General features: G+C 58.0%; 15 protein-coding genes. 1 reads left to right on the forward strand and 14 read right to left on the reverse strand.

Annotation, left to right across the window (positions count from 1 at the left end; translation table 11 throughout):
• Nucleotides 1–60 precede the first annotated feature (60 nt).
• The 13 genes from ftsA to mraZ form a co-directional block, all read right to left on the reverse strand.
• Nucleotides 61–1,317, reverse strand: a complete 1,257-nt coding sequence (gene ftsA / locus DDA898_RS18065; protein ID WP_013319461.1) for a cell division protein FtsA — start codon at nucleotides 1,315–1,317, stop codon at nucleotides 61–63.
• Nucleotides 1,314–2,168 (reverse strand): cell division protein FtsQ, encoded by an 855-nt coding sequence (gene ftsQ, locus DDA898_RS18070; protein ID WP_013319462.1) that lies wholly within the window; start codon nucleotides 2,166–2,168, stop codon nucleotides 1,314–1,316. Before ftsQ ends, ftsA begins: the two co-directional genes overlap by 4 nt.
• 164 nt (nucleotides 2,169–2,332) lie before the next feature.
• Nucleotides 2,333–3,793 carry a UDP-N-acetylmuramate--L-alanine ligase gene (gene murC, locus DDA898_RS18075; protein ID WP_038902081.1) on the reverse strand — a complete coding sequence of 487 codons (1,461 nt, stop codon included), beginning with the start codon at nucleotides 3,791–3,793 and terminating at the stop codon, nucleotides 2,333–2,335.
• A 50-nt stretch (nucleotides 3,794–3,843) separates the two neighbouring features.
• Nucleotides 3,844–4,935 (reverse strand): undecaprenyldiphospho-muramoylpentapeptide beta-N-acetylglucosaminyltransferase, encoded by a 1,092-nt coding sequence (gene murG / locus DDA898_RS18080; protein ID WP_038911956.1) that lies wholly within the window; start codon nucleotides 4,933–4,935, stop codon nucleotides 3,844–3,846.
• The gene (gene ftsW / locus DDA898_RS18085) at nucleotides 4,932–6,134 is read right to left on the reverse strand and encodes a cell division protein FtsW (protein WP_038911957.1); all 1,203 of its coding nucleotides are present in this window, start codon (nucleotides 6,132–6,134) and stop codon (nucleotides 4,932–4,934) included. The genes murG and ftsW overlap by 4 nt, the downstream gene beginning before the upstream one ends.
• Nucleotides 6,134–7,447 (reverse strand): UDP-N-acetylmuramoyl-L-alanine--D-glutamate ligase, encoded by a 1,314-nt coding sequence (murD, locus tag DDA898_RS18090; RefSeq protein WP_038911958.1) that lies wholly within the window; start codon nucleotides 7,445–7,447, stop codon nucleotides 6,134–6,136. Before murD ends, ftsW begins: the two co-directional genes overlap by 1 nt.
• 3 nt (nucleotides 7,448–7,450) lie before the next feature.
• Entirely contained in the window at nucleotides 7,451–8,533 is a 1,083-nt protein-coding gene (gene mraY, locus DDA898_RS18095; protein ID WP_013319467.1) for a phospho-N-acetylmuramoyl-pentapeptide-transferase, read from the reverse strand.
• On the reverse strand, nucleotides 8,527–9,888 hold the full coding sequence (gene murF, locus DDA898_RS18100) for a UDP-N-acetylmuramoyl-tripeptide--D-alanyl-D-alanine ligase (protein WP_038911959.1): 1,362 nt from the start codon (nucleotides 9,886–9,888) through the stop codon (nucleotides 8,527–8,529). Before murF ends, mraY begins: the two co-directional genes overlap by 7 nt.
• Complete coding sequence (murE, locus tag DDA898_RS18105; RefSeq protein WP_013319469.1) at nucleotides 9,885–11,369, reverse strand: UDP-N-acetylmuramoyl-L-alanyl-D-glutamate--2,6-diaminopimelate ligase; 1,485 nt, start codon at nucleotides 11,367–11,369, stop codon at nucleotides 9,885–9,887. The genes murF and murE overlap by 4 nt, the downstream gene beginning before the upstream one ends.
• Complete coding sequence (locus DDA898_RS18110) at nucleotides 11,356–13,119, reverse strand: peptidoglycan glycosyltransferase FtsI (RefSeq protein WP_038902086.1); 1,764 nt, start codon at nucleotides 13,117–13,119, stop codon at nucleotides 11,356–11,358. Before DDA898_RS18110 ends, murE begins: the two co-directional genes overlap by 14 nt.
• A 22-nt stretch (nucleotides 13,120–13,141) precedes the next feature.
• The gene (gene ftsL / locus DDA898_RS18115) at nucleotides 13,142–13,465 is read right to left on the reverse strand and encodes a cell division protein FtsL (RefSeq protein WP_013319471.1); all 324 of its coding nucleotides are present in this window, start codon (nucleotides 13,463–13,465) and stop codon (nucleotides 13,142–13,144) included.
• Nucleotides 13,462–14,403: a 16S rRNA (cytosine(1402)-N(4))-methyltransferase RsmH gene (gene rsmH / locus DDA898_RS18120; protein WP_013319472.1), complete on the reverse strand. Its 942-nt coding sequence runs from the start codon at nucleotides 14,401–14,403 to the stop codon at nucleotides 13,462–13,464. The genes ftsL and rsmH overlap by 4 nt, the downstream gene beginning before the upstream one ends.
• 2 nt (nucleotides 14,404–14,405) lie before the next feature.
• Nucleotides 14,406–14,864, reverse strand: coding sequence for a division/cell wall cluster transcriptional repressor MraZ (gene mraZ, locus DDA898_RS18125; RefSeq protein WP_012768364.1), 459 nt, complete (start codon nucleotides 14,862–14,864; stop codon nucleotides 14,406–14,408).
• A gap of 866 nt (nucleotides 14,865–15,730) precedes the next feature.
• Between mraZ and DDA898_RS18130 the strand changes: the two genes are divergently transcribed.
• A complete protein-coding gene (locus DDA898_RS18130; protein ID WP_038911960.1) occupies nucleotides 15,731–16,192 on the forward strand; it encodes an L-alanine exporter AlaE in 462 nt (153 codons plus the stop codon).
• 373 nt (nucleotides 16,193–16,565) lie between these two features.
• On the opposite strand, the gene cra is transcribed toward DDA898_RS18130, so the two are convergent.
• Nucleotides 16,566–17,570: a catabolite repressor/activator gene (cra, locus tag DDA898_RS18135; RefSeq protein ID WP_013319476.1), complete on the reverse strand. Its 1,005-nt coding sequence runs from the start codon at nucleotides 17,568–17,570 to the stop codon at nucleotides 16,566–16,568.
• Between the last annotated feature and the right edge of the window lie 241 nt (nucleotides 17,571–17,811).

Raw genomic sequence — 17,811 nt, forward strand, 5'->3', positions numbered from 1 at the left:
TTGTGCCTGTGGTACTTCAAGATCAAAAAAGTCGTGCTAAATGATCTCTTTTGATAACCGTCAAAATTCTTTTCTCAGCCAGCTGTTCAGGCGTTTAAACCAGTTGCTGACCGAGGCGCGTTTCTCAACCTCGTGTTCGCCACTCAGATGAGACTCTTTGCCGTAATGCAGCAGCCCCACCGCTGTCGAGTAATAGGGCTCCTGCGCATAATCCGTTAACCCGGTGATATTCAACGGCTGGCCGATGCGCACCTGCGTGTGGAACACGCGCTGCGCGCAGGCAGCCAGACCGTCAATCTGCGCCGCACCGCCGGTCAGCACGATGCCGGCCGCCAGATGATGCTTCACGCCCTGCTGGCGCAGTTGTTCCTGCAACTGCAACAGCTCGTCATTCACCAGATTCAATAACTCGGTATAGCGAGGCTCAATCACCTCCGCCAATGTCTGACGCTGCAGACTACGCGGCGGACGACCGCCGACGCTCGGTACTTCCACGGTTTCATCTTTGCTGACGATGGAACCGAGCGCGCAACCGTAACGCACCTTGATCGCTTCCGCATCCGTGGGCGGCGTGCCAAACGCATAGGCTATATCGCTGGTGACTACGTTACCAGCATAAGGAATCACTTTTGTGTGACGCAGCGCGCCGCCGGTATACACCGCCATATCCATGGTGCCGCCGCCGATATCCACTACGCACACGCCCAGTTCGCGCTCGTCTTCGGTCAGCACCGCATAACTGGATGCCAACCCGGCGAAAATCAGTTGATCCACCTTCAGACCGCACCGCTCCACCGCTTTAACAATGTTCTTCGCCATGTCGTTATGACAGGTGATCAGGTGCACCTTGGCCTGCATCCGTACGCCAGACAGCCCAACCGGGTTTTTAATCCCTTCCTGATAATCAATGGCGTATTCCTGCGGGATCACATGCAAAATACGGTGCTCGTCACGGACCCGGACAGACTTGGCCGTATGCACCACGCTTTCCACATCATCCTGCGTCACTTCTTCTTCAGAGATAGGCACCATGCCGATCTCGTTCTGGCAACTGATGTGCTTACCGGACAACGCCAGATACACGGATGAAATCTGGCAATCAGCCATCAGCTCGGCCTGATCGATGGCGCGCTGTACGCACTTGACCACCGATTCCAGATCGTTAACGCCGCCTTTATCCATGCCCCGTGACGGGCAGCTTCCCACACCGATGATATTGATCATGCCGTCTGGCAGAACTTCACCTACCAGCGCAGCCACTTTTGCTGTACCGATTTCCAGCCCAACTACCAGTTTTCTGTCCGTCGACTTGATCATTGCTGTTTAGCCTGTGCCTGATTTTGTTGCTGATTACCGTTCTTTTGCTGATCAATGTCTTTTTGCTGATCAATAAATGCCGGGCTCCAACCTACCGCCGCGCCGGTGTCATAGCGCAAATCCACGTAGTTAACCCGCTTGTTTTCATTCTGGGCCTGCCGCTGCAGCAACGGATAGATCTCCAGAAAACGCGCCAGACGCCGACTTCGGTCATCGCGCCCCAGATCGAGGCGGATATCGTCGTCCAGTCCAACCTGCCATGAATGGCGCGCAGTCATCGCCACCATTTTCACCGTGAACTTACCTGCCGCCAGTATCTGGTTCATCTCGCGATACCCCTCCAGCACGTCCTCTTCACCGCCCTCCGGACCGTACAGCATCGGCATTTTTTTATTGCCGATGCGCTCAGCCGGCACGCTGAAGGCGTTACCCTCGCTGTCAACCATAAGCTGGTCATTCCAGCGCGCAAACGGAACGTATTCAACCAGATGAATCTTTAATTCGTCCGGCCACTGCTTACGTACGCTGGCCTGTTTAATCCAGGGCAAGCGCTCGATCTGCTGCTGGATAACATTCACATCCTGCGTCATGAACGTTCCCGGCGAACCCAGCGACAAAATCGCCTGGCGGATGTCGTCATTGGTGGTGTAGTGCCGCTCGCCGGTCACCACCAGCCTGGACAGCGGCAGACGGCTGGCATCTTTCATCCAGCCCAGCACCATCCAGCTTCCCCACAAAATGGTGCCGGCCACCATCAGCAGGAAAATAATCCCCGCCAGTTGACCGCCATTACTGCGTCGTGCGCCCTTTTCCTGCTCACGTCCGCGTGTATTCAACGCCGCCTGCGACATACTAATCAGCCAACTCCACAACGGATACGCGGCGGTAACCGTTGTCTGCCATGACTGGGCACGAAACGTCGGCGCACCGAACCGCAGCCGGCCATCGGCCGGTTTCGCTGTGGCCAGCGTGGGTACGTTGCATCACTACCATCACGTGCTCAGTCATCCTGTTCTCAGTCTTTGGTCTTCGCCTGCAGACGGTTTTCCGCCAGCCGACGCGCCAGTTTGCCAATGTTGCCGGCGCCCTGAACCAGCACCAGATCATCGCCCTGCAGCGCCTGCGCCAGCAGTTCAGGCAGCGTCTCCACATCCGGCACCATGATCGGGTCGATTTTGCCGCGCCCGCGAATGGTACGGCACAGCGACCGGCTGTCCGCCCCCGGAATCGGCGCTTCCCCAGCCGAATACACGTCCAGCATCAGTAGCACATCCACCTGGGACAGCACGTGCGCGAAGTCATCGTACAGATCCCGCGTGCGGGTATAGCGATGCGGCTGAAAAATCATCACCAGGCGTTTATCCGGCCAGCCGGCGCGCGCCGCCTTGATGGTGGCGTCCACTTCCGTCGGGTGATGCCCGTAATCGTCCACCAGCATGGCGCTGCCGCTTTTGCCGTTAACCGGCTGCAACGGGAATTCGCCCAGAAAATCAAACCGACGTCCCGTCCCCTGAAAGCGCGCCAGTGCTCGCAGAATCGCATCGTCGTCAATGCCTTGTTCCGTCGCCACCGCTACCGCCGCCGCCGCATTCAGCGCGTTATGACGGCCCGGCGCGTTCAGCGTCACATTCAGCAGCGGTTTGCCCTGACGCGCCAGTGTAAATAGCCCCTGCGCCCCGACCTGACGGTAGTCAGCCAGCCGAACATCCGCATCGTCGCTGAAACCATACGTGGTGATATGGCGCCCTACTTTCGGCAACAGCTCCCGAATCACCGCATCATCCAGACACATCACCGCATGACCGTAAAACGGCAGGTTGTGCAGGAAGTTGATGAACGTCTGTTTGAGGTTCTCAAAATCGCCCTGATACGTATCCATATGGTCGGCTTCGATGTTGGTCACAATCGCCACCATCGGCTGCAAATGCAGGAACGATGCATCGCTCTCGTCCGCTTCCGCAATCAGGTAACGGCTCGACCCCAACCGGGCGTGCGTTCCCGCAGCTTTGACCAGCCCGCCGTTGACGAACGTCGGGTCCAGCCCCGCTTCCGCGTAAATGCTGGTCACCATCGCGGTGGTCGTGGTTTTGCCATGCGTCCCGGCGACGGCGATGCCATGACGAAAGCGCATCAATTCTGCCAGCATCTCTGCCCGGCGAATCACCGGAATACGGGCCTCATGCGCCGCGATAATCTCCGGGTTGTCCGCCGAAATGGCGCTGGACACCACCACCACGCTCGCTTCGTTCACATTTTCCGGGCGATGATGGAAATAAATCCGTGCGCCCAAATCGGTCAATTGCTGCGTCACAGCGTTGGGCGCCAGATCAGAACCGCTGATCTGATAGCCTTCGTTAGCCAGGACTTCGGCGATACCGCCCATGCCGGCACCACCGATGCCAACAAAATGGATGTGCCGGACGCGGTGCATCTCAGGCACGATTGAACGCAGTTTCGCCAATTCTTGAGTATTCACTATCTTCTATCGCAACCTACATCAACGCCGGCAATTGCCGGCCATTATCATTAATTCCGGACAGCGTGAACCGCCCGCTGCATCGCCGCTGCCGCCACTTCGGCCGCCACCCGTTCCGTCGCATCGGGAATCGCCACGGTTCGGGCTTTTTGCGCCATATCGCGTAACGTGGCGCGATCCCAGGCCGCCAGCACCTCGCTGATCGTATCCACGCTGAGATCGGCCTGTTCGATAATCTTTGCCGCGCCCGCACGCTCCAGCGGCAACGCATTCCAGTACTGCTGCCGATCCTTATGCTGGAACGGCACAAACAACGCCGGCAACCCGGCTGCGGCAATCTCGCTGACCGTTAGCGCGCCGGAGCGGCACACCACCACATCGGCCCAGGCATACGCCGCCGCCATGTCGTCGATAAACTCGGTAATCCGGTGCTGCGGCTGACCGGCCTGCGCATAGGCAGCCTGTACTTCTGCCTGAGCCCCTTTGCCGGTCTGGTGCCAGATGGTAACGGCGTCATGCAACCGCGCCGCCACGCCGGGCAGGGTTTGATTCAGCACCCGCGCGCCCTGACTTCCGCCAACCACCAGCACCCGCACCGGGCCGCTACGGTCAGCCAGCCGCTCTGTCGGCGACGGCAGCGCCAGCACATCGGTGCGCACCGGATTTCCCACCACATCCGCGTGGGGAAACGCGCCCGGGAACGCTTGTAATACTTTTTTGGCGATGCGCGATAACCAGCGGTTGGTCAACCCGGCAATACCGTTTTGCTCGTGCAAAACCACCGGGATACCACACAACCAGGCCGCCAGACCGCCGGGGCCGGACACATAGCCGCCCATTCCCAGCACAACGTCCGGCTGATAGCGGCGCATAATCGCCTGCGCCTGCCGCACCGCCCGGAAGATACGCACCGGCGCCAGTAACAATGCGGTCAATCCTTTGCCGCGCAGACCGGAAATACGGATAAAGTCGATGTCGATACCGTGTTTCGGCACCAGATCCGCTTCCATTCTGTCGGCCGTGCCCAGCCAGCGCACCTGCCAGCCTTGCGCCATCAAGTGATGCGCCACCGCCAGACCGGGAAACACATGCCCGCCGGTACCGCCAGCCATCACCATCAAACGCTTGCCTTCGCCACTCATCGGGCACCCCTCGTAAACGCCTGCGCTTTGGTCAGGCGCGTTTCATAATCAATTCGCAACAACAACACGATAGCCGTCGACATAATCAGCAGACTGGAACCACCGTAACTGATCAGCGGCAACGTCAGCCCTTTGGTCGGCAACATGCCCGCGGCCGCGCCGACATTCACCAGCGTCTGAAAACTGAACCAGATACCGATGGAGCAGGCCAGAAAGCCCGAAAAACGCTGATCGATTTCCAGCGCCCGCCGCCCGATCGACATCGCCCGAAAAGCGACGAAGAATATCATTAACAACGCTAAAACCACACCGATATAGCCCAGTTCCTCCCCCAGGATGGAGAAAATGAAGTCGGTATGCGCTTCCGGCAGATATTCCAGTTTCTGGATAGAATTACCGAGCCCTTGCCCCCACAGTTCGCCACGGCCAAACGCCATTAACGACTGGGTCAACTGATAGCCGCTGCCGAACGGGTCGTCCCACGGATTCCAGAACGAGGTCACGCGGCGCACGCGGTACGGTTCCGCGATAATCAACAGCGCGACGGCGAAGATGCCACAGCCGATGATCGCCAGGAACTGCCACAGTTTGGCTCCGGCCAGAAACAACATCGCCAGCGTGGTGATGAACAGCACCACCACCGTGCCGAGGTCCGGCTGAGCCAGCAGCAGTACCGCCAGCACCACCATCACGCCCATCGGCTTGCAAAAGCCCCAGAAATTGTTCCGCACTTCATCAACTTTGCGCACCATGTAGCTGGAGAGGTAACAGAACAACGACAGCTTCGATAACTCTGCCGGCTGGATACGCAGCGGGCCGAGAGAAATCCAGCGTGACGCCCCGTTAACCGAGCTGCCCACCGCCAGCACGATCAGCAGCATCACCAGCGACGCCAGCAGCAATACCACGCTGTAACGCTGCCAGACCTCCATCGGCACTCGCATGGTGACCAGCGACAGACCGAACGCCAGCCCCAGATACAGCGCATCGCGCTTGGCGAACAGAAACGGATCGCTGGCCAGCCGCTGCCCGACCGGCATCGACGCCGAGGTCACCATCACAAAGCCGATCACCGCCAGCCCCAGGGTCAACCACAGCAGCGTCCGGTCGTACAGCACGGTGCTGAGGTTGTCGCTTTCACGCGTCCCCATCACCCAGCTTTTCAGACGTTCGACCATGCCGGCCCCGATAAAGCGCATTATCCCAGCTCCTCCGCCAAACGGGCGAACTCATCGCCGCGCTGTTCGAAACTGCGGAACTGATCGAGACTGGCGCAGGCCGGCGACAGCAGCACCATGTCTCCCGGCTGGGTGCGGCTGGCGATAAGGCGCATCGCCTGCTCCATGGTTTCGGTCTTTTCGGCGATTTCCGGGCGCAGCGCCGCCAGTTGCCCACCATCACGGCCAAAGCAGTACAGTCGGATACGGTCGCCTTGCAGGTAACGCAGCAACGGAGAGAAATCCGCCGATTTGCCGTCGCCGCCCAGCAGCAAATGCAGCGTGCCATCGACATGCAGCCCGCTCAGCGCCGCCTCGGTACTGCCGACGTTAGTAGCCTTGGAATCATTGACCCAGCGCACGTCATGACGCGCCAGCGCCAGTTGGAAACGGTGCGGCAGGCCGGTAAAAGAGGTCAGCGCGATCAGGGCCGACGAGCGGGGAATACCCACAGCGTCCGCCAGCGCCAGCGCTGCCAGCGCATTGGTGTAGTTGTGCTGACCGACCAGTTTGATTTCGCGGGTATTCAACACCCGCTCACCTTTCACCCGCAGCCAGGTTTCGCCCTGCTGCCGGTTCAGGTGGTAATCGCCCACATCCACGCCGAAACTCAGGCAGCGCGCGTCGGCGCCGCGCACCGGCATGGTCAGGGCGTCGTCCGCGTTCACAATGCAAACTTTGGCGTTTTCATAAATACGCAATTTAGCGGCGCGGTACTGCTGTAATCCCAACGGATAGCGGTTGGTGTGATCCTCGGTCACATTGAGGATCGTAGCCGCGACAGCGTGCAGGCTGTAGGTGGTTTCCAGCTGGAAGCTTGATAACTCCAGCACATACAGCTGGCTTTCCTGCTTGAGCAGCTCCAGCGCCGGAACGCCGATGTTGCCGCCCACGCCGACGGCCCAACCGGCCGCGTGCGCCATTTCACCCACCAGCGTGGTAACGGTGCTTTTGCCGTTGGAACCGGTAATGGCGACGATCGGCGCCTGCGCTTCACGGCAAAACAATTCGATATCGCCGACAATCTCGATGCCGGCTTCCGCCGCTTCGCACAGGATCGGCGTCGCCAGCGCGATACCCGGACTGGCGACGATCAGATCGGCGGACAGCAGCCATTCATCATTGAGGCTGCCCAGATGACGCTCAACGGACTCAGGCAGTTTATCCAGGCCCGGCGGACTGATACGGGTATCCACCACGCGCGGCACCACCCCGCGTGCAAGGAAAAAATCAACACAGGAGAGCCCTGTCAGCCCTAACCCGATAATGACAACCTTTCTACCCTGATAGTCCATTTTTTACCGTACCTTGAGCGTTACCAGGCCGATGAGCATCAGCATCAGCGAAATAATCCAGAACCGCACAATCACCCGCGGCTCCGGCCACCCCTTAAGTTCGTAGTGGTGGTGGATCGGCGCCATACGGAAAATCCGCTGGCCGCGCAGCTTGAAGGAACCCACCTGCAAAATGACGGACAGGGTTTCCACCACAAACACCCCGCCCATGATCACCAGCAAAAACTCCTGACGCAGCAGCACCGCAATGGTGCCTAGCGCGCCGCCCAGCGCCAGCGAGCCGACATCGCCCATGAATACCTGCGCCGGATAGGTGTTGAACCACAAAAATCCGAGGCCGGCGCCGACAATCGCGGTACACACCACCACCAGCTCGCTGGCATGCCGGATATACGGAATGTGCAGGTAGCTGGCGAAATTCATGTTGCCGGTCGCCCAGGCCACCAGCGCAAAGCCAACCGCCACAAACACCGTCGGCATGATGGCCAGCCCGTCCAAGCCATCGGTAAGGTTGACGGCGTTGCTGGTGCCGACAATCACGAAGTAGGCCAGCACGATGTACATCACGCCCAGTTGCGGCATCACGTCTTTGAAGAACGGCACCACCAGCTGCGTCGCCGGCGTATCCTTGCCAATCGCGTACATGGAAAACGCGACCACCAACGCCAGCACCGACTGCCAGAAGTACTTCCAGCGGGCAATCAACCCACGGGTGTCTTTACGCACCACCTTGCGGTAGTCATCCACAAATCCGACGGCGCCGTAACCCACCAGCACCAGCAGCACGCACCAGACATACGGGTTAGCCAGGTTGACCCACAACAGCACCGAAATAATGATCGACGCCAGAATCATCACCCCGCCCATGGTCGGCGTGCCGCGCTTGCTGAAATGGGACTCCGGCCCTTCGTTACGCACCACCTGACCGATTTGCAGGCGTTGCAGCCAGGCGATCAGATGCGGCCCCATCCACAGGGAAATGATTAACGCCGTCAGCAGGCTGACAATGGCCCGGAACGTCAAATACGAAAAGACGTTAAAGCCGGAATAAAACTTGACCAGATGCTCGGCCAGCCAAACTAACATGTGGCATTCTCCTGTAATGCGTGTACTACCTGTTCCATCGCAGCGCTGCGTGAACCTTTAATTAAAACGGTAATGGTATTGTGCTGCGCCACCAGCGCCCGCAAACGGGCGATCAACGCAGTTTTATTGTCAAAATGCTCACCTGTGCCGCTGGCGTCGCCGATAAGCGCGCTCAGCACACCCACGCTCAATACCTTGTCAATGTTTGCCTTGCGGGCCGCTTCGCCCACCTGGCGATGACACGCCTGCGCGTCCTGGCCCAGTTCGGCCATATCGCCGACCACCATCACCCGGTAGCCCGGCATCTCCGCCAGCACCTGCGTCGCCGCGGTCATCGAACCGACGTTGGCGTTGTAACTGTCGTCCAGCAGTAATTTTCCCGGTGCCAGCGCAATCGGGAACAACCGCCCCGGCACAGCCTGCAATTGCGCCAGTCCAGCCTTCACCGCGTCCAGCGACGCACCTACTGCCAGCGACAGCGCCGCCGCCGCCAGCGCGTTGGCGATGTTATGGCGCCCCGGCAGCGGCAAGGTCACCGCAATATCGCCTGCCGGCGTATGCAACACGAAATCGGTCCCGCGTTCGCTGATACCGACATCGCTGGCGTAAAAATCGACGCCTGCGCGCGCCTGCGGTGAAAAGCGCCAGCGGGTTTTCCCCGCCAGCGCATCGTGCCAGCGCGCCTCATCGTGGCTGTCGGCATTGAGGATCGCTACGCCCTGCGCCGGCAAACCGCTAAAAATCTCGCCTTTGGCCTGCGCTACGCCTTCGAGCGAACCAAATCCTTCCAAATGCGCGGCGGCCAGGTTATTTACCAGCGCCGCTTCCGGACGCACCATCGCCGTGGTGTAAGCAATCTCGCCGATATGGTTGGCGCCCAGCTCAATCACCGCGTAGTCATGCTCGGGCATCAAACGGAACAGCGTCAGCGGCACGCCGATATCGTTGTTGAAATTACCGGCGGTATACAGCACATTGCCGCACTGGCGCAAAATCGCAGCGGTCATTTCCTTGACGGAGGTTTTTCCCGACGAACCGGTCAGCGCCACGACGCGCGCCCGGCTTTGCTGCCGCACCCAGCCCGCCATCGTACCCAGCGCCAGGCGCGTATCATCCACCACCAATTGCGGCACATCTATTGGTAAGTGCTTACTCACCAATAATGCGGCCGCCCCATCATTAACGGCATCCGCCGCATAATCATGAGCGTCAAATTTTTCCCCGCGCAACGCGACGAACAGACAACCGGTGGTGAGCTTACGAGTATCCGTGGACACTTCGCTGATAGTCAGGTCTTCCCCTACCAGGCGAGCGCCCAGTACATCAGCCAACTGCCGCAACGAGACGCTGATCATACGATAACCCCCAGCAGACGCGCGACAGTAATGCGATCCGAATAATCCAACCGCTCGTTTCCTACCAACTGATAGTCTTCGTGCCCTTTGCCGGCGACCAGCACCACATCATCGGCGGCAGCCTGCATTACCGCGCTGGTGACGGCTTCCGCCCGGCCGGCGATCGCCTGCACCCGGCCCGCATCCAGCAATCCGCTCAGGATATCGGCCACAATCGCCTGCGGGTCTTCACTGCGCGGGTTATCGTCGGTAACGATCACCCTATCCGCCAGTTGTTCCGCAATCGCCCCCATTAGTGGGCGCTTACCTCTGTCGCGATCGCCGCCGCAGCCGAATACGCACCACAGCACGCCCCGGCAGTGCAAACGCGCCGCCGCCAGCGCTTTTTCCAGCGCGTCCGGGGTATGGGCGTAATCCACCACTACCGTCGGCCGGCCGCTGGCAAGAAAAACTTCCATTCTACCGCAGACCGGCTGCAGCGCAGAACCGGTCTTCACCAGCTGCTCCAGCGAATAACCCAGCGACAGCAGCGTCGCCAGCGCCAGCAACAGGTTACTGACATTGAACGCGCCCATCAGACGGCTATTGATCTCGCCAGCGCCCCAACTGGAGTCGAACTGCACGGTGAAACCGCTGTCGTGATAATCGATATGGGTGGCTTTCAGCCAATGCGCCCGACCGGCGTCGATCTCGCCCGCCACGCTCACCGCGACAGCGTCCGGCAGGCGCTGCAACCAACGACGGCCAACCTCGTCATCGGCGTTAATGATTTTCTGCCCGACCTGATGCTCGGCGAACAACCGCCATTTGGCGGCTTCGTAATTCGTCATATCGCCGTGATAATCAAGATGGTCGCGGCTCAGGTTGGTAAACACCGCGGCGGCGAACGACAGCGCCTCCACCCGGTGCTGTACCAGCCCATGCGAAGACACTTCCATGGCGGCGAAATCCGCCCCTTGCTCCACCAGTTGGCTCAGAATCTGTTGCACATCCACCGCCGAACCGGTGGTGTTTTCCGACGGCGCCACATGCCCCAGCAAGCCGTTGCCGACCGTGCCCATCACCGCGCTGGTTTTGCCCAGCGCCTGACTCCACTGCGCCAGCAACTGGGTGGTAGTGGTCTTACCGTTGGTGCCGGTGACGCCGATCAGTTGCAGCGAGGCCGATGGCTGGCGGTAAAAACGCCCTGCCAGCGCGGATAAACGCTGATTCAGGTTTTCAAGATAAATCACCGGCACGCCGTGCATTTCAGTCAGGGTGCCATCGGGCGTGGCCTCATCCGCCTGCGCGACAACCGCCGCGACGCCCTGCGCAATAGCCTGCGGAATATAGTGCCGCCCATCCGTCTTGTGGCCGACTACCGCCACAAACAGATCCCCGGCAGCCGCCACGCGGCTGTCTAATGTCATTTCCCGCAGCGCGCGCTCCGGGGCATCGGTCACCCACGGAGCCAGGACATCGCGCAAGTTACGATCTGTCACCTGAACCCTCTTTTCTGTTGATTACAAACTCACTTTTTTCACCCGTCGGCAACGCATCCGGTTCGATATTCATGGTGCGCAGTACGCCACCCATGATCGCCCCGAACACCGGCGCCGACACCGCGCCGCCATAGTATTTCCCCGCCTGCGGGTCGTTAATGACCACTACCAGCGCAAAGCGCGGGTTACTGGCCGGCGCCACCCCGGCGGTATAGGCGATGTATTTGTTGATGTACTTGCCATCCGGGCCGACCTTCTTCGCCGTACCGGTTTTAATCGCGATGCGGTAGCCTTTCACCGCTGCTTTAGTGCCGCCGCCGCCGGGCAACGCCACGCTCTCCATCATGTGCACCACGGTGCGGACAATCTGTTCGGAAAACACGCGCTCGCCCGGTACCGGCGGGTCGACTTTAGTGATGGAAAGCGGACGGTAAATACCAAAGCTGCCGATAGTGGCGTAGACACGCGCCAGTTGCAGCGGGGTCACCATCAGGCCGTAGCCAAACGAAAACGTGGCGCGCTCGATATCCGACCAGCGCTGGCGATTCGGGTACAGACCCAAACTCTCTCCCACCAGCCCCAGATTGGTGGCTTTGCCCAGACCAAATCGGGAGTAAGTGTCCACCAACGCGGAAGCCGGCATCGCCAGCGCCAGATGCGATACGCCAACGTTACTGGACTTTTGCAGCACGCCGGTCAGGGTCAGTTCGCTATAACGCGCCACATCCTTGATTTCATGACCGTTGATGTAATACGGCAACGTGTTGAGCACCGCATTTTCCTTAACCACGTTGCGCTGTAGCGCCGTCATCACCACCATCGGTTTCACGGTCGAACCGGGTTCGAAAATATCGGTAATGGCGCGGTTGCGGATCACGTCGGTCGGCGTGCCGGTCAGGTTGTTCGGGTTGTAGGAGGGACTGTTGGCCATCGCCAGCACTTCACCGGTGTTGACATCCACCAGCACCGCGGTGCCCGACTCGGCTTTGTTGAACGCCACCGCGTTGTTCAGCTCGCGGTACACCAGCGCCTGCAGGCGTTCGTCGATACTGAGCATCAGGTTGTGCGCCGCCTGACTGTCTACCGAGGATATGTCTTCGATGACCCGCCCAAAGCGGTCTTTGCGCACGGTACGCTCGCCGGGGCGGCCGGTCAGCCAGCGATCGAAGCTCTTCTCGATGCCTTCAATTCCCTGACCGTCGATATTGGTAAGACCAATCAGATGCGACGTCACCTGACCGGAAGGATAATAACGGCGGGATTCCTGCCGCAGATTGATGCCCGGCAGTTTCAGTTTGTGGATGTACTCACCGACCGCCGGGTTCACCTGGCGGGCGAGATAGACAAAGCGGCCGTTCGGGTTGGCGTTCACCTTAGAGGCGATTTGGTCCAGCGGGATTCCCAGCGCGTCCGCCAGCGCCTTCCAGCGGGTATCCAGTGAAATACCGCCATGATCGTTGAGATCTTTCGGGTCGGCCCAGACAGCGTTAACCGGCACGCTAACCGCCAGCGGACGACCGGCGCGATCGCTGATCATACCGCGCGCGGTCGGAATCTCCTGCACGCGCAGGGAGCGCATGTCGCCTTCACGCACCAGCTTGTCGGGCGCGATCACCTGCAGATACGCCGCCCGCAACATCAACCCCACCATGCACAGCAGAATACCGCCGCAAAGCAACGCAAAACGCCAGCTGACAAAGCTGGCATGTTCTTCCTGACGCTTCAATTTTCCCGGTCGCGCTGCTTTCATAATTTAGGCGATACCTGTCAGCTCATTGTTGTTTAACCACAATATTTTCCTGTGAAGGATCAACGTGCACCATGTGCAGTTTCTCGGTGGCGATCTGCTCGACGCGGCTGTGATCGCCCAGGGCGTTCTCTTCCAGAATCAGGTTGCGCCACTCGATATCCAGCGCATCGCGTTCCAGCAATAATCGCTCACGCTCCGCCGTCAGCAGGCGCGTACGGTGCGCGGTGGTCACCACCAGAATGGCGGACACCAACACCGCGATCAGCAGCAACAGCGGCAGTTTTCCGTGTCGCAGCAGATCATCGCCAATCACGCCGCCCAGCGAATGGCGCTCGTTGCCGATCACGACGGCAGTCTCTCGGCAAAGCGCAGCACCGAACTGCGCGCGCGCGGATTGTCCGCCACTTCTTCATCTGGCGGCATCATTTTGCCTACGGCCTTGAGCGTCTGGCCGCCACGGCTGCGCAGTTGCTCTTCCGTCAGCGGCAGGCCTGCGGGCACCTGCGGCCCCCGGCTGTGCTGGCGGATAAAGCGTTTCACAATCCGGTCTTCCAGCGAGTGGAAGCTAATCACCGACAGGCGACCTTCAGGCGCCAGCACCTGCAATGCGCCGTCCAACGCCCGCTCGATCTCTTCCAGCTCGCTGTTGATATAGATACGAATGGCCTGAAAGGAACGGGTCGCCGGATGCTTGTGCTTCTCGCGAATCGGGCTGGCGGCGGCAATCAGCTCCGCCAGCGCTTTGGTGCGGGTCAACGGTTCGACACGGTTCCGCTCCACAATCGCCCGCGCGATGCGTTTGGCGAAACGCTCCTCACCGAACGTTTTCAGCACCCAGGCGATGTCTTCCGCTTCCGCTTTCATCAGCCATTCCGCCGCCGACTGGCCCCGAGTAGGGTCCATACGCATGTCCAGCGGCCCGTCCCGCATAAAAGAAAATCCCCGTTCGGGGTCGTCGAGCTGAGGCGACGAGACGCCCAAATCCAGCAGGATGCCGTCGATTTTGCCGGTCAGCCCACGCTCGTCGACGTACTCAGCCAGTTCGGAAAACGGTCCGTGAATAATGGAAAAACGCGCATCATCAATGGTATTGGCGACTGCGACCGCCTGAGGATCGCGGTCGATGGCCAACAAACGGCCTTCCGGCCCAAGACGGGACAGAATGAGACGGGAATGGCCACCCCGGCCAAACGTACCGTCAATGTAGATACCGTTGCTGCGAATGTTCAGGCCGTTGACGGCTTCATCCAGCAACACGGTGGTGTGTTTAAACGTTTCTGCCATGACTATAGTGATAAGTCCTGCAGCCGCTCAGATAAGGGCTCCTGAGTGGACTGCTCAGCGTCAATATCTTCCTTGACTTGTCGATACCAGGTCTGTTCATCCCACAGTTCAAACTTGTTGAACTGGCCGACCAGCATCACTTCTTTCGTAAGACCCGCATGCTGCCGCAGCGTAGAGGCAATCAGTATCCTTCCGGCGTTATCCATCTGGCATTCGCTGGCATGCCCGAGTAGCAGGCGCTGAACGCGGCGTTCAGCTGGGTTCATACTCGACAGGCGAGAAAGTTTCTGTTCGATAATTTCCCATTCGGGTAGCAGGTAAAGCAGCAGGCAGGGCTGATGAAGGTCAATGGTGCATACCATTTGCCCTTGAGCTTCCTCGTTCAGTAAGTCCCGGTAACGGGTGGGAACGGCAAGCCGTCCTTTACTGTCGAGGTTGACCAGTGTCGCCCCACGAAACATGACAGTATTTAACCCTTCATGACCTTTTTCACCACTTTGCCCCACAAATCCCCACTATTGAGAGTTTACGGAGGGGATGAAAAGCTTGTCAAGCCAGCACGGCTGCGCCCGGGCATTATTTCCCGCCGAATCAGAGAGTGAAAAAACCGCAAAAAAACCACCACGAAGAAATAATGAGGATTAACGCTGTGATTATTTAAGGAAAATTAATGGCTCTCGGGGAGGCGCATAAAGATATAGAATTTTTCATCCGGTGCAATATTATTTTGCCTGTCACAGTTCGATACGTATTTCTTAAATTTTCATACGATATCGAAATATTTTTATCGACTGATTTTTAAGCATTTTTAAACATTATTTTTCCTGTCGTCACAAAGCGTGGCGAGCAAAATAAATTTATTGAACTCGGGATCCCATTTTTTTGACCTGAACCACACTGTTGGTTACTTCAACTCACGTTATCTATTCATGTCTGAAACATTAACCGGCTGTTTCATCTGCGTCAGGAATAATAACTGGTTTTATTTCCAGTATCGTTCACATTCACTTGCACTTTACCGTTCAGCAACCTTTTCATTCCAAACTACGCCGTTTCCGGCCGGCTTTTCCCCCCGTCGCCCGCATCTCATTAATTGATTGTTTTATATAAGGTTAGATACCCAACTCGTGATAATCGAATGAAAAAGACGATTTGCAACCATAAAGTTGCGCCACTGAACAAAAAACGAGCAAAAATAAGTTTTTTAAGCTAGTTAAAACGCGATAAATAGTTATGTAGACTACAAATAAAGCAACAAACCAAAACTAAACACCAAAAAAATAGACCATAAGCAACGTTATTATCCTTTACCATGGAGCCATACAATATGCTTTCCCCCATTTCCCGCGTGCGTGGCATCGTTGCCGATACCGTTGCCATGGTGGTGTATTGCTTCCTGACCGGCATGGCGATCGAAATCCTGCTGTCCGGCATGACCTTCCAGCAGTCGCTCTCTTCCCGGCTGCTATCGATTCCGGTCAACATCGTCATTGCCTGGCCCTACGGCCTTTACCGCGATCGTATCGTCGCCCTGGCGTTACGCCTGAACGCGGATTTGCGCTGGGGAAAAAATATGGCGGACCTGTTTGCCTATGTCAGTTTTCAGTCGCCGGTTTATGCCGCTATTTTGTTGACGATTGGCGCCGATCCATCGCAAATCCTGAAAGCGGTTGCCAGCAACGCGGTAATTTCTATGTTCATGGGAGTGGCGTACGGTTATTTTCTGGAATATTGTCGCCGTCTGTTCCGGGTCGGCGTTCCTTCCCGTCCGCAAATTGCCAGCCATTAATCCAGCGCAACAAGCGGCTATGGAATAAATATCCCCGTCATGCTTCAAGCTGCAGGTGCGTTGGCTTTATTACTCGGCCCATCACTGGGCCTCGCCCCTTCGGAACCGCAGCGAGCTGCGTCGCCGCGTTACAAGACTCATTATGAGTCTTGCCCTGAAGGGTCAACGCGTTTTGTCCTGCGACTCGAATTATTTTGGGTATATAAAAAGAGGGAAAAACGGGATAAAAATAGGAATTATCTTATGCGGCGCAGAATGGAGAATATTCCAGCGCCGCATGTTATCGATCAAAAAACAGCTATCGATCAAAAACAACTATCGTTCAAAAACAACTATCGTTCAAAAACGACTAACGATCAGAAACGACTCACGATCAGAGACGGCTTAGAAAACCACGACGGTAGAGATTACGACGAATACGGTATAAACCCGGTTTCGGTTTACGCGGCTCATCCAGACTCGCCAGCACCAGCTCCAGCACCCGTTCCGCCACCTCACGATGGCGCTGCGCCACCGCCAGCACCTGGCATTCCAGGAAATCCAGCAATTCATTATCACCGAATGTGGCGATAGCCAGATTGTTCGGCAGACGTCCACTCTGTCTGAGCGTCACGTCCATCACCCCCTGCAACAGCGGGAACGAGGTCGTAAACAACGCCTGCGGCATCGGGTGGGTTTTCAGGTATTCCTCAAACACCGCCGCCGCCGCGCTGCGTTCATAGCTGTTGGCGTAGATATAATTCACCTGACGCGGATCTTCCGCCCAGGCGCGTCGGAATCCCTGCTCGCGCAGGAAACTGACCGACAGCTCCGGCAGCGCGCCAAGATACATCACCGATTCCGCCGGCACCTTGCGCAGCTCCTGCGCCAGCATCTCCGCGTCTTCCATGTCCGCCCCGACCACGCTGGTGAAATGCTCGCGATCCAACGCCCGATCGAGCGCGATCACCGGCAGCGGATCATTGGCCCAACGCTGGTAAAACGGGTGTTCCGGCGGCAGCGCCGTCGAAACGATAATCGCATCCACCTGACGCTGCAGCAGATGCTCGATGCAGCGCATCTCGTTATCAGGTTGATCTTCAGAACAGGCGATCAGCAATTGATAGCCGCGCTGACGAGCCTGGCGCTCCAGATAATTGGCGATACGGGTATAACTGGTGTTTTCCAGGTCCGGAATGACCAGCCCGATGGAGCGGGTGCGTCCGGCACGCAAGCCGGCTGCGACGGCGTTCGGATGGTAGTTGTGCTCCCTGACCACCGCCATCACTTTCTCAACGGTCTTATCGCTGACACGATATTGCTTCGCCTTGCCATTAATAACGTAACTGGCCGTTGTACGCGAAACCCCAGCAAGACGCGCGATTTCATCCAGTTTCACTGGCAACCCCTTAATAAGCCGGACAAAAAATAAAGAATGAAACGATAACCATGAATTAACCGTGGATATGATACCGATCTAAGCGCAGAAAACACTGACGGGCAACCGCTTTTATTATTTACTTCAATCAGGATCAGAAAAGCCCGGCGTCATGGCCGGGCCAGATATTACCATCAGAAAAGCCAGTATTGCTGTATGAAAATCAGCAAACCATCAGACAATCGGCCGAATTTCAGCACGA

It is taken from the genome of Dickeya dadantii NCPPB 898 (assembly GCF_000406145.1).
In the GTDB taxonomy this organism is placed as follows: Bacteria; Pseudomonadota; Gammaproteobacteria; order Enterobacterales; family Enterobacteriaceae; genus Dickeya; species Dickeya dadantii.